The sequence below is a fragment of the Allobosea sp. GW821-FHT09G06 genome (genome assembly GCF_059416005.1).
Map to the genome: position 1 here is coordinate 759,547 of NZ_JBWKOI010000002.1, position 22,060 is coordinate 781,606.

At 68.8% G+C, this 22,060-nt stretch carries 24 protein-coding genes; 7 read left to right on the top strand and 17 right to left on the bottom strand.

The features are described 5' to 3' along the window. Positions 1–58: 58 nt before the first annotated feature. Both mutL and AC07NY_RS13725 read left to right on the top strand, forming a co-directional pair. Positions 59–1,864: a DNA mismatch repair endonuclease MutL gene (mutL, locus tag AC07NY_RS13720; RefSeq protein WP_494584296.1), complete on the top strand. Its 1,806-nt coding sequence runs from the start codon at positions 59–61 to the stop codon at positions 1,862–1,864. Between the two features lie 42 nt (positions 1,865–1,906). Beyond that, on the top strand, positions 1,907–2,332 hold the full coding sequence (locus tag AC07NY_RS13725) for a GFA family protein (protein WP_494584297.1): 426 nt from the start codon (positions 1,907–1,909) through the stop codon (positions 2,330–2,332). 291 nt (positions 2,333–2,623) lie between these two features. On the opposite strand, the gene AC07NY_RS13730 is transcribed toward AC07NY_RS13725, so the two are convergent. The 4 genes from AC07NY_RS13730 to AC07NY_RS13745 all read right to left on the bottom strand — a co-directional run bounded on the left by AC07NY_RS13730 (position 2,624) and on the right by AC07NY_RS13745 (position 6,386). Then, positions 2,624–3,013: an antibiotic biosynthesis monooxygenase family protein gene (locus tag AC07NY_RS13730; RefSeq protein WP_494584299.1), complete on the bottom strand. Its 390-nt coding sequence runs from the start codon at positions 3,011–3,013 to the stop codon at positions 2,624–2,626. A 63-nt stretch (positions 3,014–3,076) separates the two neighbouring features. Then, a complete protein-coding gene (locus AC07NY_RS13735) occupies positions 3,077–3,982 on the bottom strand; it encodes a LysR family transcriptional regulator (RefSeq protein ID WP_494584300.1) in 906 nt (301 codons plus the stop codon). A gap of 172 nt (positions 3,983–4,154) precedes the next feature. Beyond that, complete coding sequence (gene rsmD / locus AC07NY_RS13740) at positions 4,155–4,715, bottom strand: 16S rRNA (guanine(966)-N(2))-methyltransferase RsmD (protein WP_494584301.1); 561 nt, start codon at positions 4,713–4,715, stop codon at positions 4,155–4,157. A gap of 3 nt (positions 4,716–4,718) precedes the next feature. Then, positions 4,719–6,386, bottom strand: a complete 1,668-nt coding sequence (locus AC07NY_RS13745) for a pseudouridine synthase (RefSeq protein ID WP_494584682.1) — start codon at positions 6,384–6,386, stop codon at positions 4,719–4,721. A gap of 684 nt (positions 6,387–7,070) precedes the next feature. On the opposite strand from AC07NY_RS13745, the gene AC07NY_RS13750 reads away from it, so the two are divergent. Beyond that, entirely contained in the window at positions 7,071–7,535 is a 465-nt protein-coding gene (locus AC07NY_RS13750) for a nucleoside deaminase (protein ID WP_494584302.1), read from the top strand. A gap of 3 nt (positions 7,536–7,538) precedes the next feature. On the opposite strand, the gene AC07NY_RS13755 is transcribed toward AC07NY_RS13750, so the two are convergent. Continuing rightward, on the bottom strand, positions 7,539–7,790 hold the full coding sequence (locus tag AC07NY_RS13755) for a hypothetical protein (protein WP_492284304.1): 252 nt from the start codon (positions 7,788–7,790) through the stop codon (positions 7,539–7,541). Between the two features lie 102 nt (positions 7,791–7,892). Continuing rightward, a complete protein-coding gene (locus tag AC07NY_RS13760) occupies positions 7,893–8,636 on the bottom strand; it encodes a sulfite exporter TauE/SafE family protein (protein ID WP_494584303.1) in 744 nt (247 codons plus the stop codon). Positions 8,637–8,723: 87 nt separating this feature from the next. Here AC07NY_RS13760 and AC07NY_RS13765 point away from each other — a divergent pair, with 87 nt between their 5' ends. Next, positions 8,724–9,488 (top strand): ArsR/SmtB family transcription factor, encoded by a 765-nt coding sequence (locus AC07NY_RS13765; RefSeq protein WP_494584304.1) that lies wholly within the window; start codon positions 8,724–8,726, stop codon positions 9,486–9,488. Here AC07NY_RS13765 and AC07NY_RS13770 read toward each other — a convergent pair. The 3 genes from AC07NY_RS13770 to purD are packed head-to-tail and all read right to left on the bottom strand — an operon-like array spanning position 9,448 to position 12,569. Continuing rightward, a complete protein-coding gene (locus AC07NY_RS13770) occupies positions 9,448–10,320 on the bottom strand; it encodes a patatin-like phospholipase family protein (RefSeq protein WP_494584305.1) in 873 nt (290 codons plus the stop codon). The two genes, AC07NY_RS13765 and AC07NY_RS13770, sit on opposite strands and share 41 nt — an antisense overlap. A 23-nt stretch (positions 10,321–10,343) precedes the next feature. Further along, the gene (locus AC07NY_RS13775; protein ID WP_494584306.1) at positions 10,344–11,258 is read right to left on the bottom strand and encodes an alpha/beta fold hydrolase; all 915 of its coding nucleotides are present in this window, start codon (positions 11,256–11,258) and stop codon (positions 10,344–10,346) included. A gap of 33 nt (positions 11,259–11,291) precedes the next feature. Further along, positions 11,292–12,569 (bottom strand): phosphoribosylamine--glycine ligase, encoded by a 1,278-nt coding sequence (purD, locus tag AC07NY_RS13780; RefSeq protein ID WP_494584307.1) that lies wholly within the window; start codon positions 12,567–12,569, stop codon positions 11,292–11,294. 92 nt (positions 12,570–12,661) lie between these two features. Between purD and xseA the strand changes: the two genes are divergently transcribed. Next, positions 12,662–14,257: an exodeoxyribonuclease VII large subunit gene (xseA, locus tag AC07NY_RS13785; protein ID WP_494584308.1), complete on the top strand. Its 1,596-nt coding sequence runs from the start codon at positions 12,662–12,664 to the stop codon at positions 14,255–14,257. Positions 14,258–14,260: 3 nt separating this feature from the next. Here the strand turns inward: xseA and AC07NY_RS13790 are convergent, their stop codons facing one another. Beyond that, positions 14,261–15,073, bottom strand: coding sequence for a dienelactone hydrolase family protein (locus AC07NY_RS13790; RefSeq protein WP_494584309.1), 813 nt, complete (start codon positions 15,071–15,073; stop codon positions 14,261–14,263). Between the two features lie 110 nt (positions 15,074–15,183). Here AC07NY_RS13790 and AC07NY_RS13795 point away from each other — a divergent pair, with 110 nt between their 5' ends. Then, positions 15,184–15,405: a DUF2093 domain-containing protein gene (locus AC07NY_RS13795; RefSeq protein ID WP_257732426.1), complete on the top strand. Its 222-nt coding sequence runs from the start codon at positions 15,184–15,186 to the stop codon at positions 15,403–15,405. 7 nt (positions 15,406–15,412) lie between these two features. Here the strand turns inward: AC07NY_RS13795 and lpxK are convergent, their stop codons facing one another. The 5 genes from lpxK to AC07NY_RS13820 form a co-directional block, all read right to left on the bottom strand. Then, the gene (lpxK, locus tag AC07NY_RS13800) at positions 15,413–16,417 is read right to left on the bottom strand and encodes a tetraacyldisaccharide 4'-kinase (RefSeq protein ID WP_494584310.1); all 1,005 of its coding nucleotides are present in this window, start codon (positions 16,415–16,417) and stop codon (positions 15,413–15,415) included. After that, the gene (locus AC07NY_RS13805; protein WP_492284295.1) at positions 16,417–17,721 is read right to left on the bottom strand and encodes a 3-deoxy-D-manno-octulosonic acid transferase; all 1,305 of its coding nucleotides are present in this window, start codon (positions 17,719–17,721) and stop codon (positions 16,417–16,419) included. The genes lpxK and AC07NY_RS13805 overlap by 1 nt, the downstream gene beginning before the upstream one ends. After that, positions 17,718–18,455, bottom strand: coding sequence for a lysophospholipid acyltransferase family protein (locus AC07NY_RS13810; RefSeq protein ID WP_492284294.1), 738 nt, complete (start codon positions 18,453–18,455; stop codon positions 17,718–17,720). The genes AC07NY_RS13805 and AC07NY_RS13810 overlap by 4 nt, the downstream gene beginning before the upstream one ends. Before the next feature lie 29 nt (positions 18,456–18,484). Beyond that, the gene (locus AC07NY_RS13815; protein WP_492284293.1) at positions 18,485–18,727 is read right to left on the bottom strand and encodes a DUF4170 domain-containing protein; all 243 of its coding nucleotides are present in this window, start codon (positions 18,725–18,727) and stop codon (positions 18,485–18,487) included. 90 nt (positions 18,728–18,817) lie between these two features. Next, positions 18,818–19,645, bottom strand: coding sequence for a 3'(2'),5'-bisphosphate nucleotidase CysQ (locus AC07NY_RS13820; RefSeq protein WP_494584311.1), 828 nt, complete (start codon positions 19,643–19,645; stop codon positions 18,818–18,820). Between the two features lie 249 nt (positions 19,646–19,894). Between AC07NY_RS13820 and AC07NY_RS13825 the strand changes: the two genes are divergently transcribed. Then, positions 19,895–20,416 carry a DUF6101 family protein gene (locus tag AC07NY_RS13825; protein ID WP_494584312.1) on the top strand — a complete coding sequence of 174 codons (522 nt, stop codon included), beginning with the start codon at positions 19,895–19,897 and terminating at the stop codon, positions 20,414–20,416. Between the two features lie 3 nt (positions 20,417–20,419). On the opposite strand, the gene ubiA is transcribed toward AC07NY_RS13825, so the two are convergent. Both ubiA and AC07NY_RS13835 read right to left on the bottom strand, forming a co-directional pair. Continuing rightward, positions 20,420–21,385, bottom strand: coding sequence for a 4-hydroxybenzoate octaprenyltransferase (ubiA, locus tag AC07NY_RS13830; RefSeq protein ID WP_494584313.1), 966 nt, complete (start codon positions 21,383–21,385; stop codon positions 20,420–20,422). 16 nt (positions 21,386–21,401) lie between these two features. After that, a complete protein-coding gene (locus tag AC07NY_RS13835; RefSeq protein WP_492284289.1) occupies positions 21,402–21,869 on the bottom strand; it encodes a hypothetical protein in 468 nt (155 codons plus the stop codon). Between the last annotated feature and the right edge of the window lie 191 nt (positions 21,870–22,060).

A 22,060-nucleotide genomic window follows, 5' to 3' on the forward strand; every position in this document is an offset into this window, starting at 1 on the left:
TGCGCTTCGCTCCGCCCGAGAATGACGAGCCCTGTTTTCTGATGACCGCTAGAGCCCCATGACCGTCCGCCGCCTCGATCCCGTCCTGGTCGACCGCATCGCCGCTGGCGAGGTGATCGAGCGGCCGGCTGCGGCCGTGAAGGAGCTGGTCGAGAACGCGATCGATGCCGGCGCGCGCTCGATCGCCGTCACCATCCAGGGCGGCGGCCGCGAACTCATCCGCGTCGTCGATGACGGCGCCGGCATGACGCCTGATGACCTCGAACTCGCCGTCGACCGTCATGCCACCTCGAAGCTCCCCGGCGGCGATCTCTTCGCCATCGACACGTTGGGCTTCCGCGGCGAGGCCTTGCCCTCGATCGGCTCGGTCGCAAGGCTCTCGATCGCGACGCGCCGACGTGACGCGGTGCAGGGCTCCGGCCTCGTTGTCGAGGCCGGCGAGAAGGGCGTAGTCCGCCCCGTCGCTGCGGCGCCCGGCACGCGCATCGAGGTCAGCGATCTCTTCATCTTCACCCCGGCCCGCCTGAAATTCCTCAAGAGCGACCGGGCCGAGGCGCAGGCGGTCTCCGAGATGCTCCGGCGCCTCGCCATCGCCCATCCCGAGATCCGCTTCTCGCTGGAGGGCGAGCATATCAGCGCCTTCGACTGGCCGGCCGAGCCGATCGGGGAGGACGGCCTGTTACGCCGCCTCGGCCGCGCGCTCGGCCGCGACTTCCCCGAGAACGCGCTGCGCATCGAGGCGGAACGCGAAGGTTTCGGCATTTCAGGCTTCGCCGGCCTGCCGACCTTCCATCGCGGTACCTCGGCCGGCGTGCATCTGGCCGTCAATGGCCGCCCGGTGCGCGACAAGCTGCTGCTCTCGGCCGTGCGCGGCGCCTATGCAGATGTCGTGCCCTCCGACCGGCATCCGGTGCTCTTCCTCGATGTCGGCTGCGATCCGCGCTCGGTCGACGTCAACGTCCACCCGGCCAAGAGCGAGGTCCGTTTCCGCGATCCGGCGCTGGTGCGCGGCCTCGTCGTCTCCGGCCTGAAGGCGGCGCTCGCCGCAGCCGGCCACCGCGCCACCACGACGGGCGGCGCCCGCACGCTCGACGCCTTCCGCGCCGTGCTCTCGATGGGCGGCAACGGCAACGCGATCCCGCGCCCCGCATTCCCGCAGGCGCCGAGCTGGGGCGGCCCGGCCCCGATCCCGATGAGCGCCCCGCAATCCGGCTTTTCCGATTTCGCCGCGCCCTCCGCAGACGCCCGCGCGCATCTGGCCGAGCCTTCGGCGGACGCGCTCGACCGCCCGCTCGGCGCCGCCCGCGCCCAGGTTCACGAGACCTATATCGTCGCCCAGACCCGCGAGGGCGTCGTCATCGTCGACCAGCACGCCGCCCATGAGCGCCTCGTCTATGAACGCCTCAAGGCCGAGCGCGCCCGCAACGGCATCGCCCGCCAGCCCCTGCTGCTGCCGGAGGTGGTCGAGCTCGACCCGGTCGATGCCGACCGCCTGATCGCGGCGGGCAGCGAGCTTGAAAGCCTCGGTCTCGTGCTGGAATCCTTCGGCCCCGGCGCGGTTCTGGTTCGCGAGGCGCCGAGCCAGCTCGCCGGCGGCAATCTCCAGCGCCTCGTCCGCGACGTTGCCGATGCGCTCGCCGAGCACGGTACCGCCGGCTCACTGGAGCGCCGGCTCGACCATGTCCTGGCGACGATGGCGTGCCACAATTCGGTCCGTGCCGGCCGCCGCATGCGCCCCGAGGAGATGGACGCGCTTTTGCGCGAGATGGAGATCACGCCCAATTCCGGCCAGTGCAACCACGGCCGGCCGACCTATGTCGAACTGAAGTTGAGCGATATCGAGCGGCTGTTCGGGCGGCGGTAAGAGCGCGTATAAGGCGCCGAGAGATTGATCGAGGAGGCGGCGATGGCAGGCGAGACGATTGTCCAGGCGGCCTGTCACTGCAAAAGCGTTCGTTTCGAAGCGACCCTGACCGACGGCATGAAAACGGCGCGCCGCTGCGATTGCTCGTTTTGCCGCATGCGAGGCGCGGTCGTGGTTTCGGCGAGCAGCGTCAGGATTGTCTCAGGCGAGGACAAGCTTGGCGAGTACCAGTTCAACACCCGGACGGCGAAGCACTATTTCTGCCTGGGCTGCGGCATCTATACCCATCATCAGCGCCGTTCGAATCCAGGTCAGCTCGGCGTGAACGTCGCCTGCATCGACGGCGCCAGCCCCTTCGATTTCCCGGTGCTGCAGGTCAACGACGGCATCAATCACCCCAGCGATATGCCCGCTGGTTCAAAGCCAAGAATAGCGGGCATCCTCCGCTACGAGCCGACCCTGGAGTAAGTGTCGGTGGCCTGCACGGTTGCGGGACGCCAGCCGCACATCGCACTGCTATAGCTGCGGAGAAGCGCGACACTCAGGTTGCTTGTTTGGGGCTTTCCGAGTTCGGCTCGGAAGCGATCCGGCGTTTCATGCGGTCTATCAGACGGCAAGGATATACGGAGATCCGCTCTGCCGCATCGCGGATCGCGGCGCTGCGCAGGCTCTCAGCCATCTAGACGTGGCGTGCGATCAATTCCGAAGAAATGGTCGGCAGGCGGACGCCCGGCCCCGTGAGAGGCAAGCGCGTAACCGTCATGTCGTCGCGACCTTGCTTTCCCAAGCACGGGCGTGCGTGACCTTGCATATCTGGTAGCTGAAGACGCTGTAGAATTTCTTGAAGCCGATCCGCTTGGCTTCACGGTGCTCCGGATGAACTTTCCAGTCCTGAAGTGCCTCTTCGGTTTCGAACTCCACGATGGTGACGCGTTCGCCATCCTCGGCGACGAAGCCCTTGTGAGAGACATAGCCCGGTATAGTTCGGGCCAACTCGCTCATGCGTCTGGCTGTGGGGCCATATTCGTCCAGAATGCCGGGAACCAGGCGAGAGCGAAGCACTGTGACGATCATCGGAGCGGTACCTCTAAATGGGCAGGCTAGATCGGTGCCGGCGGCAAAGATTTCTCTCAGCCGGTAGCTGCCCATGAGGAATGGCCGCTCAATCAATATAAATCAAATGCATTATTAATATAATGATTATGCTGAAACTTATGGTTTGCTTAACTCGTCGCGCAATGCGCGCACGAGATTGTCCATCGGTGCGTCAAAGCGACCAGCCAGGCTGCTGCGGACCAGCGCTACCGTGGCTGGCATGCTGAAATCAACCACATCGAGAATCTGCCGGCCGTGACGATGCGGGCTGTGCTCGAACAGCCGGCGCGGGACGAGTGACAGGCCATTATTGTCGGAGAGAAGAGATAGCTGCAGATTCTCTCCAAAGATTTCCGCCGCGATACGCATCGGGAGTTGCTGGCGATCAAAGGCGCGCGTCAGCGCAGCACGACAGCCACAGCCAGGTGGATTGAGAAACCAGTCCTCGTCTGCCAGGTCGCGCAATCGCCATGGGCTGCCATCCCGCCTTGTGGCAGCGCGGGACGCTGAAACGACGACCACCTGCTCGTCTGCCAGAGCGACCCGCTGCAATCCGGCCGGAATCAAGTGTGCTTCGGTCAGCAGGCCGATGGCGCAGTCGATGGCCCCGCTCCGCACGTCCTCGATAAGGTCGATGCTCCAACTCGATCCGATTTTGAGCCTGATGCGGGGGTAACGCTGCCGCAGCGCCTCCACTGGGGTTGCGAGCACCATTTCGCCGAGCCCATGGGCGACGCCGATTCTGAGCTCGCCGGCCGGGTCGGCGGCGCTTGTCGTGCAGGTTTCCAACTCTGCCACCGCAGATAGCACGCGCCTGCAATGCTCGAGAACATGCGTGCCGAGCGCGGTCAGAGTAGCTGGCTTGACCGTGCGGTTGAAGAGAAGTCCTTCGCCGACCGTCGCTTCAAAGCTCTGGATACGTCGCGTGGTCGCAGGCTGAGTAAGATTGAGGCGCGCAGCAGCTCGGCTCACCGATCCGGTTTCTGCCACCGCGACATAGGCTTCGATGTCCTGAAGATTCATGTGCTCAATTTATAAACAATGGCTCGCCATGCGCCAATATGTGGGGCTCAAGCCCGACGCATGTGAATGGAGTGCAATACGTGACGCTGTTGTGCGGCTTGCGAATTCCTGCCGTCATCCGCCTGCTACTAGAAGCAAGAATCGTCGCTTTGCCAGCGTCTCGCCTCGGTGCCTACGTCACCCGCAGCACCAGAACCTGCGTCTCGCCATATGCCCGCCGCTCCAGCTCCTCGAAGCCCTCCGGCAGGCTGATCTCGGCATCCGCAGCCTCTTCCAGCACGATCAGCGCCTCCGGTGCCAGCCAGCCGCCCTCGCGGGCCGAGGTCAGCGCCTTCTCGCCGAGCCCCTTGCGATAAGGCGGGTCGCAGAAGACGAGGCCGAACGGCGCCATGCCGGTGATCGGGCCGAGCTTGGTGGCGTCGCGGCGGAAGATGCGGCTGAAGCCGGCGATACCGAGAGCCATCTGGTTCTCGCGGATGATGCCGCGCGCCTCCGTGCCGTCATCGACCAGCAGGGCGAAGCCCGCGCCCCGTGACAAGGCCTCGAAGCCGAGCGCGCCCGTGCCGGCGAAGAGATCGAGCACGCGCGCGCCTTCGATCGCGTCGCCATAGGCATGGACGAGCACGTTGAACAGGGATTCGCGCAGGCGGTCCGAGGTCGGCCGGATGCTGCCGATCCCCGGTTTCGGGCCGGCCAGAGGCCGGCCGCCCAGGCGTCCGCCGACGATCCGCATCGCTTAGTCGCGGCTGCCGCCACCGGCACGGGGACCTCTGCCACCGCCGCCGGGGCGCGGACCCTTGCCGCCACCCGGTCGCCCACCGCCAGGCTTGCCGCCGAAGGGGCGTCCGCCACCGGCCGGCCGCTCGGATGAACGGCCTCCGAAGCTCTTGCCACCGGGCTTGTCGCCGAAGCTGCGGCCACGGGGCCGGTCATCGCCCGGCCGATCGGAGGACCGTCCGCCGGAGCTCTTGCCCCCGAAGCCTTTGCCGGCAGGCTTGTCGCCGAAGCTGCGGCCGCGCGGCCTCTCCTCCGATGAACGCTCGCGGAAGGCGCGGGCAGGGCGCTCAGCGCCGTCACGGGGCGGGCGGTCAGGACGCTCGCCGCGCGGTGCGCGATCTTCCCACGGCCGGTCACCACCGCGATCGCGTTCGCCGGCCTCGCTGCGCGGGCGCCGTGCCGGCCTTTCGTCTCCGCCAGAGCGTTCGAAGGAGCGCGGGGCGCGTGCCTCGTCGCCACCACGCTCTTCGCGGCCACGCTCCTGGCGCGGCTTGCGGTCGGGCCTGCGCTTGCTCTCGCGTTCGGGAGCAGCGCGTTCTTCCGAAACGGGGGCGCGGACGCGCTCGACCAGCACGCGCCGGCCCTTCGGATCGGCGATCGGCGTGTCGCGGCGGCGCTTGACGTCGCCGGTGGCCTCGCGCTCCTGCCGCTCCAGCTTCGGGTCGGCGCCGCGGCGCGGCGGGGCCTTGCGTTCGCGCTGCGGCTCGGTCTCGGCATCGCGCCAGACGGTACGGGTCCAGGGCTTGTCGCCGCGCAGCGGCGCGCGGGCCGGCTCGTCGTCGCGGCCGGCTTCGTCGCGGCGGCGGCGCGGGCGATCGTCGCCGGCTGGCGCCGGGCGCGGCGCGGCGGGCAGGGCGTCGCGGCGCGGCGATTCGAAATCGGCGCCGGCCTTGGCCGCGAGCTCGGTGCCGAGCTGGTCCTGCAGCACGCGCGAGCGGATCTCGTCGACCTCGCCCTCCTCGAGCTCGCCGAGCTGGAACGGGCCGAAGGAGATGCGGATCAGGCGGTTCACCGTCAGCCCGAGATGCTCGAGCACGGTCTTGACCTCGCGGTTCTTGCCCTCGCGCAGATCGACCGTCAGCCAGGTGTTGAAGCCCTGCTGGCGCTCGAAGCGGGCGATCACCGGCCCGTAATGGACGTCATCGATGGTGACGCCGTCCTTGACCGTGTCGAGAACGTCTTGCGTCACCTCGCCGAAGGCGCGCACGCGGTAGCGGCGCAGCCAGCCGGTCTCCGGCAATTCCAGAACCCGCGCCAGCCCGCCATCGTTGGTCAGCAGCAGCAGGCCTTCGGTGTTGATGTCGAGGCGGCCGATGGTCAGTACGCGCGGCAGGTCTTCTGGCAGCACGTCAAAGACGGTCGGCCGGCCTTCCGGGTCGAAATTGGTCGTCACCACGCCGCGGGGCTTGTGGTAGAGCCACAGCCGCGTGCGCTCCCGGGCCGGCAAGGGCTCGCCGTCGATCAGCACGATATCGGTCGGCTTCACGTCGCGGGCCGGGCTGTCCAGCACCGTGCCGTTCACGCTGACGCGGCCTTCCGCGATCATCGCTTCGCTGTCGCGGCGCGAGGCGACACCGGCGCGCGCCATCACCTTGGCGATCCGCTCCGGTTCGTCGGCCGTGATCAGCTTGCGCTCGGGCGCATCCTCGCGCGCGCGGCGCGGACGATCGTCCTGGCCCTCGAAACGGGGCGAACGCGGGCGCGAGAAACGCTTCTCGCCGTCGCGGCCCTCGCCACGCGGCGGCCGGTCGCCCTGCGGCCGGTCGCGGCCTGCGAAGGGGCGGTCGCCTGTGCGGCGCGGGCGCTCATCGCCCGAGCGCTCGCGGAAATTGCGGCCTTCGCCCTCGGTCCTGGCGCGGACCGGGCGGTCGTTGTCGAAGCGGCGCGGACGCGGAGCCTCGCCCTCAGTGCCGGCAGGGCGCTCGAAGCGGCGGGCCGGACGCTCGTCACCAGCCGAATGGCCGCGGAAGGGCTTGCGCTCGCCGTCGCGGGCCGGGCGGTCGTCGCCGGCCGGGCGGCTGCGGAAGGGCTTGCGTTCTCCGTCGTGCGCGGGCCCGCGACCTTCGCCACTGGGGCGGCTGCCGAAGGGCTTGCCGCCAAAGCCTTTGCCACCGGAGCCGGGGCCACGGCCGCCGGCGCCACCGCCCTTGCGTGGGCCGCGGCCTCTGTTGTTGTCGTCGTCTTTCATGCTTGCTCCTGAGCCGGCCGAGCACAACCGCTTTGCGGGAAAGGCCTGGCTCGCTTATTCGCTATGACCGGCGCTTGTAGCAGAGGCTTTCCTTCGCTGCGAGCGTCAAAGCTGGGGTTTTCGATGTCGCTGCCGCAACACTCATCCACCGTCGATGCCATGGCGCTTGCCTTCGACGAGGCGAAGGCTGCCGCCGCGCGCGGCGAGGTGCCGGTCGGCGCGGTGGTGGTGCGTGACGGAGCGATCCTTGCCAGCGCGGGCAACCGCACGCTGGAGCTGAAGGACCCGACGGCGCACGCCGAAATGCTGGCGCTCAGGCTCGCCTGCGAGGCGATCGGCAGCGAACGGCTGATCGGCTGCGATCTCTACGTCACGCTCGAGCCCTGCCCGATGTGCGCGGCGGCGATCTCGTTTTCCCGGATCAGGCGGCTTTATTTCGGCGCCGGTGATCCGAAGGGCGGCGCGGTCGAGAACGGCGTCAGGCTCTATGAGAGCCCGACCTGCCATCATGCGCCGGAGGTCTATGGCGGCCTGCGCGAGACGGAGGCCGCGGCGCTGCTCAGGGATTTCTTCCGCGAGCGGCGTTAAGGCTCACGTATCCGACGAGGCGATGCCGAACTTCGCCGCGAGCTGCGCGCGGTCCATGCAGGAGACGTCATAGGTCACCTGCCGACCCTTGAACTCCGGACGCTTGCCGAACTCCTTGGTCATCGTGCGAGCGATGTCGTCGATCCGTGCCTCGCAGGCCTGTGCCGTGGTGAAGCCCATTTCGCTGACGCGGCTGGTGGCGCAATGCGCCTCGCCGGCGACGCAGGCCATGATGACCATGGTGAAGGCTTCCATGCGAGCCGCTCCCGTTTCTGCCGGCCGAGGCTGCGCCCGTATGGTTAGCGCCTGGTTAAGCCTGCAAACTTCGTCCTGCTGCGCTAAGCAAGGGCCGGACCATCAGGCCAGGCTGCGCCAGCAGAGATACGCTCCCAGCGCCAGCAGGCCGGCGAAGAAGCAGATCTTGAAGGTTGCGGGCGAGATGCGGCTGCGGATGAATTGGCCGGCGCCCATGCCGATCAGCGCAGGGACGAGCGCCAGCAGCGACTGCCAGGCGACGGTGCCGTTGAGCGCTCCCGCCCCGATCAGGCCGAAGGACAGCGCCAGCGTCGAGACGATGAAGGAGATGCCGAGCGCCTGCACCAACTCGTCCTTGTCGAAGCCCAGCGCCTGCAGATAGGGCACGGCCGGCAGCACGAACACGCCCGTCGCGGCGGTGACGACACCCGTCGTGAAACCGATCACCGGCCCGAGCCAGCCTTCCCAGCGGGGCGGTACGCGCAGCTTCGCCGCCTTCAAACCGACGAGCGCATAGAGAACAAGCGCCGCGCCGAGCCAGAGCGTGGCGCTGCCGTCCTTCTGCTGTTGCAGCAACCCGGCGCCAGCCCAGGTGCCCAGGCAGATGGCCGTAAGCATCGGCCAGAGGCGCTTCAGCGTGGCCCCGAGCTTTGGCCCGGTCGCGATCTGCCAGCCATTGGTGACGAGATTGGGCACGACCAGCAGCGCCGCCGCCTGGGCCGGGGCCATGACCACGCCGAGGATGCCGACCGCGATGGTCGGCAGTCCCAGCCCGATGACACCCTTGACGAAGCCGGCGAGCACGAAGGTCGCGGTGACGAAGATGAGAAGAGTCGTGTTGTCCATGCCCTGCTTTTGGCATTGCCGTGGGCGCCTGTCGCTGCCCGACGCTACGGCCCGTGCCGTAGTGTTCCCGCTTGCGGCGCGGCGGCGATGGCGCATCATGTCACCATGAGCACGCAAGGTCCCTATCTCGCGGAGATCGCCCATCTGATGGGCGATCCGGCCCGCGCCAACATGCTGCACGCGCTGATGGACGGCCGCGCGCTGACGGCGAAGGAACTCGCCTGGATCGCCGGCGTCGCGCCGCAGACGGCAAGCGGCCATCTCGCCAAGCTGATGCAGGGCAAGCTGATCGACGTCGCCGTGCAGGGGCGCCACCGCTACTACCGGCTGGCCGGTCCCGAGGTGGCGACGGCGCTGGAAGGGCTGATGGTGCTGGCCAATCTCGACGGCACGAGCCGGCGCCTGCCTTCGCGCGTCGGGGCGGAACTGAGCCAGGCCCGCACCTGCTACGACCATTTCGCCGGAAGGCTCGGCATCGGCATTCATGATGCGCTGATGGCGGGCGGCCATCTCGCCGCGAGCGAAGGCGGCTATGCGCTGACAGCGTCGGGCAAGGCGATCTTCAGGGCGCTGGGCCTCGATCCCGACGCTACCGCCAGGAGCCGCCGCGCCGCCTTGCGCCCTTGTCTCGACTGGAGCGAGCGCCGGCCGCACCTCGCCGGCCATCTCGCGGCCTCGCTCGCCTGCCGCTGCTTCGAGATGAACTGGGTGCGCCGCCGCAAGGACAGCCGCGCCGTGATCCTGACCGAGGAGGGGCAAGGCGTATTGGAGGCCGCGCTGCCCAGCTTCCGCTGCGATGCGCCCGAACCGGTCAGCCCCGCGATTCGAGAGCCCGTTCCAGCGCTCGCTTGACCTCGTGCTTGATCGGCTCGGCTGCCGCGAGGATCGCCTTGGCCTTGAAGAAATCGAGCCCACCGATGCCGTCGGCGCCGGCCCGGATCAGGATATCCGGCGGTTCCTGCTCGATCAGGCGCTGGACCAGCGTGCGGGTCAGGATCTGCGAGGCGCCGACGAGTGCCTCCATCGCGCCGGGAATGCGCGCTTCGCCCGGCTCGGTCATGGGCGCACTGACATCGACCGCGACGACGATGCGGCCTGGTGCCAGCCAATCCCGATAGGGCAGGGGATCGATCGCGCCGCCATCGATCAGCACGCGCCCGCCGAGCGCGACCGGCCGCACCAGCCCGGGAATGGCGAGCGAGGCCGCGACGGCCGGGGTCAGCGGGCCATCGTGCAGCGCGACGACGGCGTGCCGATGGTAGTCCGCCGCGATCGCGGTGAACGGGATCGCCAGCTCCTCGAAGCGATCGGGCACGGCCTCCGGCCAGAACAGATCGAGCAGGCGCTCGCCATCGATCAGCACGGGATTGCCGAGGCCACGCACGAGATCGGCGAGCTTGCCGACGCGGCAATCGAGAAGCCGCGCGATCACTCGCGCCCGGTCGCGGAAGGTCGACAGCGCATGCTCGCGCAACTCCCGGCCGGACAGCCCGGCGGCATAGGCTGCACCGATGATCGCGCCGATCGAGCAGCCGGCGATGCGCGCGGGCTTCACGCCGAGCTCGTCAAAGGCCTCCAGCACCGCGATATGGCTGAGGCCACGCGCTCCACCGGCTCCGAGCACGAGCGCGATCTCGGGCGCGCTTCCGCTTGGCGGCGCTTCGGAGGGGCGGGAACGTGGCATGCCGATTGTTCCCGTGGGTCCGCTCAGGCCGCAGCCTGCGCCAAGAACGGCTTCAGCGCCGCGAGCGTCGCTTGCGGATTCTCCTCCGGCAGGAAATGGCCACTATCGATCGCCTGCCCTTCGGCCTGCGGCGCGAAAGTCTCGCGCCAGATCGCGAGCGGGCTTGCGTCCTTGGCCGGGATGCCGGCCTCGCCCCAGAGCACCTGCACCGGGCAGAGGATGCGCTTGCCCGCAGCGAGATCGGCCTTGTCGTGCTCGATATCGGTCGTGGCGCCGGCGCGGTAATCCTCACAGGCCGCGTGGGTCCGCGAGGGATCGCTGAAGGATTCCGCATAGGATCGCATCGCCAGCGGGTCGAACAGGTCGAGATTCTTCGCCCGGCTCCAGCTCGCGATCGTGCGGTCGAGCCAGCCAACCGGATCGGCCTTGAGCAGGTTCTCCGGGATCGGCTCGGGCTGGGCGAGGAAGGTCCAGTGATAGACCTGCATGGCGCGCGCCGCGTTCATGCCCTCCCACATCGAGACGGTCGGCAGGATGTCGAGCAGGACGAGCCGCTCGACGCGGCCGGGATGGTCGAGGGCGAGGCGATAGGCGACGCGCGCGCCGCGATCATGGCCGATCACGCCGAAGCGGATATGGCCGAGCGCCTGCATCACCGCGACGATGTCCTCGCCCATGCCGCGCTTGGTGTAGGTTTCCTGGCCGCCATCGCCATGCGGCGCGGCCGACCAGCCATAGCCGCGCAGGTCGGGGCAGACCACGGTGTGGGTCTTGGCCAGCTCCGGCGCCAGCCGGTGCCATTCGGCATGGGTCTGCGGAAAGCCGTGGATCAGCACCAGCGGCGGGCCTTCGCCGCCGACGCGCGCGAAGATCTTGCCGAGCGGCCCGTCGATCCAATGCGCCTTGAAGCCGGGGAAGAGACTGTCGATGTTCGCCATGGGCGGCAGCATAGCGCCGCGCAAACGGTCCTGTCAGCCTTGCTCGCGCTTGACCGCCTGCCAGCCGATATCGCGACGGCAGAAGCCGCCGGGCCAGTCGATCTTGTCGACGGCCTCGTAGGCACGCTTCTGCGCCTCGCCGACGCTCTTGCCGAGCGCGACCACGTTGAGCACGCGCCCGCCATTGGCGACGAGGTCGCCATTCCTGAGCTTCGTGCCGGCATGAAAGACGAGCACGTCGTCCAGCGCCTCGGCCTTCTCGACGTCGCGGATGACGCTGCCCGTCTCCGGCTTGTCCGGATAGCCCTTCGCCGCGAGCACGACGGTCAGTGCCGGCTCGTCGCGCCAGCGCAGGTCGACCCGGTCGAGCACGCCGTCGCAGGCGGCGAGCAGCGCCGGCACGATGTCGCTCTTGAGGCGCGGCATCAGCACCTCGCATTCGGGGTCGCCGAAGCGGGTGTTGTACTCGATCAGCTTCGGCCCCTGCGCCGTGATCATCAGCCCGGCGAAGAGCACGCCCTGGAACGGCGTGCCGCGCTTCGCCATGCCGGCGAGCGTCGGCCGGATGATCTCGGCCATGACGCGCTCGGTCAGCGCGGGCGTCATCACGGGGGCCGGCGAATAGGCGCCCATGCCGCCGGTATTCGGGCCGGTATCGCCGTCGCCGACGCGCTTGTGGTCCTGGGCCGAGGCGAGCGCCAGCGCATGCGTGCCGTCGCAGAGCGCGAAGAAGCTGGCTTCCTCGCCGATCATCCATTCCTCGACCACGACCTCGGCCCCGGCCGCGCCGAAGCCGCCCGAGAACATCATGTCGATGGCCTCGTTCGCCTGATCCAGCGTCTCGGCCATGATCACGCCCTTGCCGGCGGCGAGCCCGTCGGCCTTGATCACGATCGGCGCGCCCTGGGTGGCGACGTAAGTCTTGGCGGAAGCCGCGTCGCTGAAGCGGCCGAAACCGGCGGTCGGGATGCCGAATTCGGCGCAGAGCTCCTTGGTGAAGCCCTTCGAGCCTTCGAGCTGGGCCGCAGCCTTGGACGGGCCGAAGACCTTGATGCCGGCGGCCCTGAGATCGTCGGCAATGCCGGCGACCAGCGGCCCTTCCGGCCCAACGACGACGAGGCCGATGGCCTGCAGCCGGCAGAAGGCGGCGACCGCCGCGTGGTCGGCGATATCGATCACGACATTCTCGCCGCAATGGGCGGTGCCGGGATTGCCCGGCGCGATGAACAGCGTGTCGCAGAGCGGCGAGGCCGAAATCGCCCAGGCGAGCGCATGCTCGCGGCCGCCCGAACCGATCAGAAGAATTTTCATCGCGCTCTCCGCTCCGTCACGGGCGCAATAACGGCACCGGGCGCTGCGGGCAACGCTTCTGCTGTATCGCCCGTCCGGTTATGGTCCCGGCCATGAGCAGCGAATCGCAGCAGACGACCGGCAATGCGCCCGAATGGAGCGTCTCTGACCTCTCGGGAGCGCTGAAGCGCACGATCGAGGACAATTTCGGCTTCGTGCGCGTGCGTGGCGAGATTTCGGGCTATCGCGGCCCGGTCGCCTCCGGCCATGTCTATTTCTCGCTGAAGGACACCAACGCCAAGATCGATGCGGTGATCTGGAAGGGCGTCTTCGGCCGCCTGAAGACGCGCCCGCAGGAAGGGCTGGAGGTCGTCGCCACCGGCAAGATCACCACCTTCGCCGGCAAGTCGAGCTACCAGATCGTCATCGATTCGCTGGAGCTGGCCGGGGCCGGCGCGCTGATGGCGCTGCTGGAGGAGCGCCGCAAGCGGCTCGCTGCCGAGGGCCTCTTCGCCGAGGAGCGCAAGCAGCTCATCCCCTATCTGCCCTCCGTGATCGGCGTCGTGACCTCGCCGACCGGCGCGGTCATCCGCGATATCCTGCACCGCCTGGAGGATCGCTTCCCGCGCCATGTCCTGGTCTGGCCGGTGCGCGTACAGGGCGAGACCAGCGCCGCCGAGGTTGCCAACGCCATCGCCGGTTTCAATGCGCTCCCCTTGGGCGGGCGCATCCCGCGGCCGGATGTGATCATCGTCGCGCGCGGCGGCGGCTCGCTCGAAGACCTGATGAGCTTCAACGAGGAGATCGTCGTCCGCGCTGCCGCGGCCTCGGAGATACCGCTGGTCTCCGCCGTCGGCCATGAGACCGACTGGACGCTGATCGATCACGCCGCCGACCTGCGCGCCCCGACGCCGACCGGCGCGGCCGAGAAGGTCGTGCCGGTGCGGGCGGAGCTGATGGGCTTCGTCGCCGATCTCGCGCGCCGCCATGCCGGGGCGATGCTCCGCCTGTCGGACCGCCGCCGCAGCGACCTGCGGGCGCTCGCCCGTGCCTTGCCGGGACCTGAGGCCGTCCTGTCAGGCCCGCGCCAGCGGCTCGATCTTGCCGCGACGCGGCTGGCGCCTGCGCTCGCTCGCAATGCGCGCACGCATGAGCAGCAATTGCAGGCTCTGTCGCGCCGGCTGGAGGCGCGCTCGCCGCGTCTCGCGCTCGTTCGTCTGCGGACGCAGCTCGATGGTTTCGGGCGCGCACTGGCCGCCGCCAGGGGGAATGCTGTTGCCGGCGAGCGCACCCGGATCGCCAATGCGCGCGATCGTCTCGCGACACTGGAGACGCGGGCGCGCAACGCCTTCGGCCAGAGCCTGATCCAGCGCCGCGAACGCGGCCTTGCATTGGCTCAGCGCGCCGAGCGCGCCTTTGGCCAGATCTTGCATCGCCGTACTGACCGGCTCGCCTCGCTCTGGGCCCTGATCCGCTCGCTCGGGCCTGAGGCGGTGCTCTCCCGCGGCTACGCCCTGATCCGCGACGAAGCCGGTGCACTGGTGCGCAGCGTCGAGGCGGCCCAGCCGGGCAGGGCACTTTCGGTGCAGGTCGCTGACGGCAGCTTCGGCGTCACCGTTATCGGTGGAGAGGCCGGGGGGACGAAGCCGCCTGCGCCGCGCCCCTTGCGCAAGGCGCCGACGCCGGGATCGCAGGGCGACCTGTTCTGAAGTTCAGGGCGCGGTCAGGAAGGCCTTGACCCGCTTCAGCGCGTCCTCGCGTGCCGCCATGTTGGTGCCGACCGTGGCCTTGCCGGTGCCGCTGGCGGAATAGGCGATGTTGTCGCGCTCTTTCACCTCGAGGCGCGGATGGTCGAAATCATGCAGCGCGCCGGGATAGAGCACGAGCCCGACCTGCTCGCCGCGTGCCTGCGCCGCCTTGGCGAGATGGCCGCAGGGCGCGGCCGGCGTCCAGTCATCGGCCTCGCCGATCAGGATCAGGAGCGGGATGCGGGCGGAAAAGCTCGGCGATTCCGACTGGCTCCGGCAGGCAGGGTAGAAGGCGGCGGCGCGCTTGAAATCGGGCATGCCGTCGGCGGGCATGCGTTCCTTGCGGATCGCGGTCAGGACGGTGAGGCCGCCGCTCGACCAGCCGAGGAGCGCAATCGAGTCAGGCTTGATGTTGCCGCGCTGCTGCAGCCAGCTCCGCGCGGCCATCGCGTCGGCGACGCGCTCGCGGTTGGCCCGGACGGTCAGGTCCTTGACGCCGCATTGCGAGCCGAGCCCGCGCGAGCCGTAGCTGTCAGGCATCAGCACGGCGAAGCCGGCGGCGGCCAGCCGCTCGCCCCAATCGGCATGCCGGAGCGAAAGCTGGCCGTGCTCGCGCCACAAGCCGCCGCAACCATGCAAAGCGACGACGGCCGGAAACGGCCCCTGGCCAGCCGGCAGATAGAACACCCCGGTCAGCGTTCCCTGGTCGGTCGCAATGGCCACGCGCTCGTAGCCACCGGCACGGGCTGCCGATGCTGCGAGCAGCGCAAGGCTCATCAGGCACGCCATGAGGCGCAGGAGACTGGACATCGCCGACCAGAAGGTTATCACAAACCCCGGAGTATCCCGGCTTTCCGTTTCCCGATCAATGATTTGATGCAATTTTGATGAATATCAGCGAGCGCCTTCCGCCTCATGGCCCTGAAGCTGTCGTCGATTACGGCCCCGGCGAGTTCCGCGTGGTCAAGCCGGGCGCTTTCGTGCGCTGCGCCGTGACTGGTGCGCCGATCCGTCTCGACGATCTCCGCTACTGGTCGATCGAGTGGCAGGAAGCCTATTCCTCGTCGGAAGCCGCGCTTCTGAGACTGCGCCGCGCCGGCCGCGCCTGACGAAATCTCAGCTCGCCTTGCCGATGGCAGCGAGCAAGCCGCTGATCCCGGCCGGTTCCGCGAAAGCCAGCGAGACCGGCACCACGACCAGTTCGTCACGCGCATCCTCGGGCCAGAGCGGCGCGAGCTTGGTCCAATCCTTCTCGGTGGTTGCAACCAGCGCGGAGTGCTCCCGGGCAACCGCTAGCGCAGCCGTGACATCGCTTTCCGCGTAAGCGTGATGGTCGCCATGGGCTTGCTCGGCTATGACGATCGCTCCCGCATCCCGCAGCGTGGCCACGAATTTCTCCGGCCGCCCGATCCCTGACAGGGCGACGACCTTCTGGCCATGCAAGCGCGCGACGGCGGCATCGGCAGGCTTGAGGGTCGCCTTGAGAACCGGCTTCTTCGCCTCGCGCGCGACAGCGGCGACGCGTCCGCCTGCGTCCCCCGGCCCGATCACGATGACGGCGTCCGTTAGGCTCATCTGCTCGGCGAGCGGCGCACGCAAGGGGCCGGCCGGCAGGCAAAGCCCGTTGCCGGCGCCGCTTGCCCCGTCGACCACCGCGAGCCTGAGATGCTTGACCAGCGACGGATTCTGCAGCCCGTCATCCATCACGACGATGCTGGCACCAAGGCCGCGCGCCAGCCTGGCGCCGGCCACCCGGTCGCGGGCGATGACGGTGCGGGCATGGTGGGCCATCAGCAGCGGCTCGTCACCGACATCGGCCGCGCGATGCCGATCGGGATCGACCTCGACCGGCCCGGCAAGCTGTCCGCCATAGCCGCGCATCAGCACGAAAGGCTTTTCGCCCCGCGCTTCCAGCAGGCGCGCGATGGCGATCGCGGTCGGCGTCTTGCCGGCGCCGCCGGCGACGAAATTGCCGACGCAGATGACCGGAACACCGGCTTCGGTGCCGGGCTGCCGCATCCGCCGCAAGGTGATCCGCCCGTAGAGGAAGCCGAGCGGCTGAAACAGCCGGGCGAGCAGCGTCGGTGTCTCCCGCCACCAGAAGCGCGGGGCACGCAGCATCAGGGCGCGCTCTCGCGCTGGCCGATCGCGACCCGCATCAGCAAGGGCTCGATCGCATGGAGCGTGCGGTTCAGGGCGCCGCCGAGCTCGGTCGCGGTCTGCGCGGCGGCGCGCGCCGCCTGCCGGGCCTCGGCCGGGTTGTTCAGCCAGCGATGGACCGCGCCGGCCAGCGCCTGCGCATCGGCGACCTCGCGCGAGCCGCCGTCGCGATCGAAGGCGGCGAAGATCTCGGCGGCGTTATGGACATGCGGCCCGTGCAGCAGGGCGCAGCCGAGCTTGGCCGGCTCGATCGGGTTATGCCCGCCGATGCCCTCGACCAGCGAGCCGCCGAGGAAGGCGACCTGCGACAAACGGTAGAACAGCCCGAGCTCGTTGACGGTGTCGGCGACATAGAGATCGACGTCGCGTTCCGGGCTTCCGCCCGCTGCGCGGCGCGAGACCGGCACATCGTTCGCCTCGGCCAGCGCCTCGATCTCGGGGCCGCGCTGGGGGTGGCGCGGCGCGATGATCGTGAGCAGCTTCGGCAGATAGGGCTTGATCGCGAGATGGGCGGCGAGCACCAGCTCGTCCTCGCCGGGATGGGTGCTGGCGGCGATCCAGACCGGGCGGCCTGTCGTCTGGCCATCCAGGATCGCGAGCGTGTCGGGGTCGGCGGGCGGAGCTGGCACGTCGAATTTCAGGTTGCCGCTGACGCTGACGCGCGGCGCGCCGAGCTGCGCCAGACGCTCGGCATCGCCCTGCGATTGCGCGAGGCAGGCCTCGAAGCAGGAGAGCAGGAAGCGCGAGGTCTTCGGCATCTTGTACCAGCGCGCGAAGGAGCGCTCCGACATCCGGCCATTGACCATCACGACGGGGATGTCGCGGCGCTGCGCCTCGATCAGCAGGTTCGGCCAGATCTCGGATTCGCAGATCAGGCAAAGGTCCGGCCGCCAGTGGTCCATGAAGCGGCGCATGTAGCGCGCCACGTCGAGCGGGATGTACTGGTGGATCACGCCGCCCGGCAGCCTGGCCGCCATCAGCTTGGCGGAGGTGACCGTGCCGGAGGTCACCAGCACCGCAAAGCCGCGCTTCTGCAATTTGGCAATCAGGGGCAGCAGGGTCACGGTCTCGCCGACGCTGGCGCCGTGCAGCCAGACCAGCGGCTTGTTCGGCCGCTTGACGCTCGCGTGGCCACGCCGCTCGGCGAGGCGCGTCGCATCCTCCTTGCCGCGTCGCTGGCGCCAGAGCAGAAGCCCGGCCGCAGCCGGTTCCAGCAGGGAGGTCGCATAGCGATAGCTGCGGAGGATCGCGCCCTTGCCGCTCATGCCGGCGCCCCGGCAGCCAGCTGCTTATCGCGCAGGCCGGCGCCCGGATCGCTGCTGCCGACGATCGCGTAGCCGCGGGCATGGACGTCGTCGAGGCTGGCCTGAAGCGCGAGGCGTGCCGCTTCCTGCGTCGCCTCGTCGGCATCGCGCGCGACCAGGATCGGCTCGCCGACGACGATGGCGCAGCGTCCGAAGGGCAGGCCGATCGAGGCGCGGTCCCAGCTGTTGAAATCGATGCGCCGGCTCGTCACCACGGCGACCGCGCGGATCGGCCGGCCGGAGGCGCGGGCCAGCGCGATGATGCCGGGGCCGACGATGCGGGCGCGCTTCGGCACGTCGGCGGTGAGCACCATGGTGTCACCCGCGGCGAGCCGGCGGACCATGGCAAGGAAGGCGCTGGCACCGCCCTTCTCGCGGACTTTCTTGCCGAGTGCGCCCGAGCCGCGGATCGCGCCGATGCCGAGTTCACGCAGGGCGACGGCGTTGAAGCCGCCATCGCCATGGCGCGACACCAGCGAGCAGGCCGGCATCCAGTCCGGCCGGGCAAAAGGGATCATGATGTGCTGGCCGTGCCACATCGCGAAGATGAGCGGCAGGTCCGGCCGGACATGGTCGTAGATATCGGCGGGCTCGAAGACGATCCGGTTCGTGCGTTGCACGAGGCGCAGATAGCCGGCCAGCATCCGGCCAAGCGTTTCCTGCGCCACGCGCGTCTTGAGGATCGAAAAACCCATAGGTCCTGTCGTTCTAAGCCCGTCCGGGCTCAGCTCTTGGCGGTCTCGGGGTCGAGCAGCCGGTGGAGATGGACGATGAAGTAGCGCGTCTGCGCCTGGTCGACGGTCTGCTGCGCCTTGGCCTTCCAGGCCAAGTGCGCGGTGGCATAGTTCGGGAAGACGCCGACGATGTCGAGCTTCGACAGATCCTTGAAGGTGATGCCGTCGAGCGAGGCGAGCTCGCCGCCCAGCACGAGGTGAAGAAGCTGCTTCTGTTCCGGCTCGGTGCTCATCGAACTCTCCTGCGAGGGACGTTGGCGCCCCCATAAGCCATCCCGGCGGCCCATGCGAGCGGGCCGCGCCGGAAGCGTTGAAAAAAATCGTCAGGCGGGCTGCGTCCGTCCGTCGCGCAGCCGCTCGATCGCCGCTAGCAGCGGCGCGGTAAGCTTGCCGTTGCTGGCCGCGAGCATACCGTGGACGGGGGCCTCGCGATTGTAGACGACAGGCCGGCCCTCGCCGTCGGTGAGCTGCCCGCCGGCTTCGCTCAGCACGAGATCGGCCGCCGCCAGGTCCCAGTCGCGGGCGTCGGGCGAGATCAGGCCGGCATCGATCGTGCCGTCGGCAATGCGCGTGAGCCGCAGCGCCAGCGACGGAATGCGGCCGGCGGCCTCGAAGCTCTCGAACTGCGCGAGCGCATCGAGCATCGGCTTGGGGCCGGCGATGCGCGCGCCGGTCAGCGTGTCCGCGGAAGTCGTCCGGATGATCTCGCCATTGAGGGTCGCGCCACCGCCGGCCAGCGCGCGATAGGTCGCCTGGCAGGCCGGTGCATGCACGATGCCGAGGATCGGCGCGCCTTGGTCAAGCAGCGCGACACACACCGCCCAGTCCGGCGAGCCCTGCATGAAGGCCCGCGTGCCGTCGATCGGGTCGACGACCCAGACGTAGCGATGCGAGAGCCGCTGCGCGTCGTCCACGGTCTCCTCCGACAGCCAGGCGGCCTCGGGGAGCAATTCGGAGAGACGGATCCGCAGGAAGGTATCGACGCCGATATCGGCTTCGGTGACGGGCGACCCGCCGCTCTTGGACCAGGTCCGCGCCGCTGTCGCCGCGCCCGGCCGGAACAGGTCCAGCGCGATCGTGCCTGCTTCCAGGCAGCTTTCGCCGACAGCCTTCAGCAGCTCGGCCGCGATCGGTAGCGTGGTGGCGTTCATGGCTTTCCTATCGGCCGTGAAAGTCGCTGTTTCAAGCCGAAAATGCGGCCATGGATCGAAAGATTCCGTCAAGCATCCCGCGGGAAACCACCTGTTTCGGGTCGGATCGCGGCGGAAACACCTTCCTTTAACCCAACCCTTTAAGCGCTCGGACACGGCTGGCGGCCATCCTCACATGGCAAGCACGAGAGCCCCGGCATCGACAGAGGGCTCCGTTGCAGCAGGGATTACAGAGAGGCGTTACAACCGATGGCCAGCGTCACGCCGGCCGCCGGAGAGAGCGGTTTTGTGCCTGTTCTCTCCGGCGGTCCGACAACCACAGCGATCGTTTCCCGCAACCCGATGCCGGATCGTCCGGTCGCTCCGGCGATCGAGCGCGTCGGTTCCGTGCGGATACTGCGCGGCAATGGCAACTGGCGCGGCGTCGCGCTGCGTCTTGCCAATCCGGCGGGTGACGATGAGCGTTTCGAGCTGGCCCTGACGGCCGGCGACGGCCGCTCCATCGTGGTGGCGTCAGCCGATCAGGAGGATGCGGTCGCGCTCTGGCGGGATTTCGGCCGGACCAGCGGCCTGCCGCTCCTGCTCGAAGCCGCCGATGGCGTGGTGAGCGAGCCTTATCCGCAGCTTGGCCGCGTCGCGCTGGGAGCGGTTCGCATCCGCCGCCGTCACGGCCTGCTCAATGGCCGCCGGCCACGCTTCCTGACCCGTCGCAAGACCGGTCGCTTGGCTGAACTGCCGGTCATCGTCAGCGGCGACCGGATGACGGACTGATCCTCAGAACAGCGAACGACTCATCGCATCGAGCGCGAGCCCGGCCGCCAGAAGCAGGCCGGCATCGCGGTTCGACCGGAAAATCCGTAAGGCTTCGGGTGCCGTCGCACCATTGATGCGCGTCACTTGGCGGCCGAGATGCACGGCAAAGGCCGCAAAGCCGAGCCAGGCGATGGGGCCACCGCCGACCAGCCAGATCGCGATGCCCGTGAGCACAACCGCCAGCGCAAAGCACAGCGCCACCGCCTCGCGCGTATGGTCGCCGAAATAGCGTGCGCTCGAGCGGATGCCGGCGATGACATCGTCTTCCAGATCCTGCATCGCATAGATCGTGTCGTAGCCGACCGTCCAGGCTATGGAAGCGGCGTAGATCAGGTAGGCCGGCGGATCGAGCCGGCCGAACACGGCGCTCCAGCCCATCAGCCCGCCCCATGAGAAGGCGAGCCCCAGCACGAACTGCGGCATGTTCGTGACCCGCTTCATGAACGGGTAGATCGCAACGATCACGAGCGAGGCGATGCCGAGGATGATCGTGAAGCGGTTGAACTGCAGCAGTACGACGAAGCCGAGGAGCGCCTGCGCGACCATGAACAGGGCGGCGGCCTTCGCCGTCACCTGCCCGGACGGCAGTGGCCGCCCACGCGTGCGCGCCACCTCGGCGTCGAGCTTGCGGTCGATGATGTCGTTGAAGGTGCAGCCCGCGCCGCGCATCAGCACGGCGCCGACGAAGAAGAGCAGGCAATGCCAGGGATTGGGATAGGGCTGGCCGGCAGCGATGGCGGCAAGGCCGGCTGCCCACCAGCACGGCATCAGCAGCAGCCACCAGCCGATCGGCCGCTCGATGCGGGCGAGCTTGAGGAACGGCCGTGTGGCTCGGGGGGCCCGCGTATCGACCCAGTGGCCGGTCAGCGCATCGGGAAGAGGCGCGTCGCGCCCGGGCATCGCTCCGAGGGGAGACGGATCGGGCATGGCGCCGGCGCGCCGGTCAGAGCGCGCCTTGCGGCACGCGCATCCCGCCGCCGACACCGCCGGTGATGGAGTCGGCACCGCCGAACGGGTTGGCCCCTTGCGCCTGCTGCTGGGCACGGCGCTGCATCGCGGCCTGCTGCTTCACCGCGTTGCAGGCCTGCGCGCGGAAGCCGGTGACCTTCTTGTTGTCGGCTTGCATGCCTTCGATGAAGGCTGGTGGGATCTGGCACCAGTCCTGGTTGGCGGTGGCGAACTTGATCGCGGCATCGCCGTTATTGACGAGACGGCCGAAGGCGCTGCAGGCTTCCTGCGGCGTCATCTTCTGCTTGGCCTTCTGCGCGGACGAGAGCCGCGCGACGATCGACTGGCGCTCGGTGAGCAGCTTCTGGATCTGTTCGCAGCCCGAGGCCTGCGCGTTTGCGGGAGCAGCCGCCAGGAACGGGGCCACGGCAAGGCCGAGCACCGCGATTGCGCCTGAAGCCATCCAACGCCGCATGGTTTCCTTACTCCAGATTGCCGGCCTCCCCGGCCGATCCTTCGATACGTCCTTAACAGCAGGCGCTGTTAACGCCAACGACTCTTGCGAGTCCATGGGTGGCCTTTTGGGAACGGATCGCTACTAGAAAGAGATTGTGGCGTTTTTCGTAGCGTTCTCGACGATATTCTTGCTTTCCC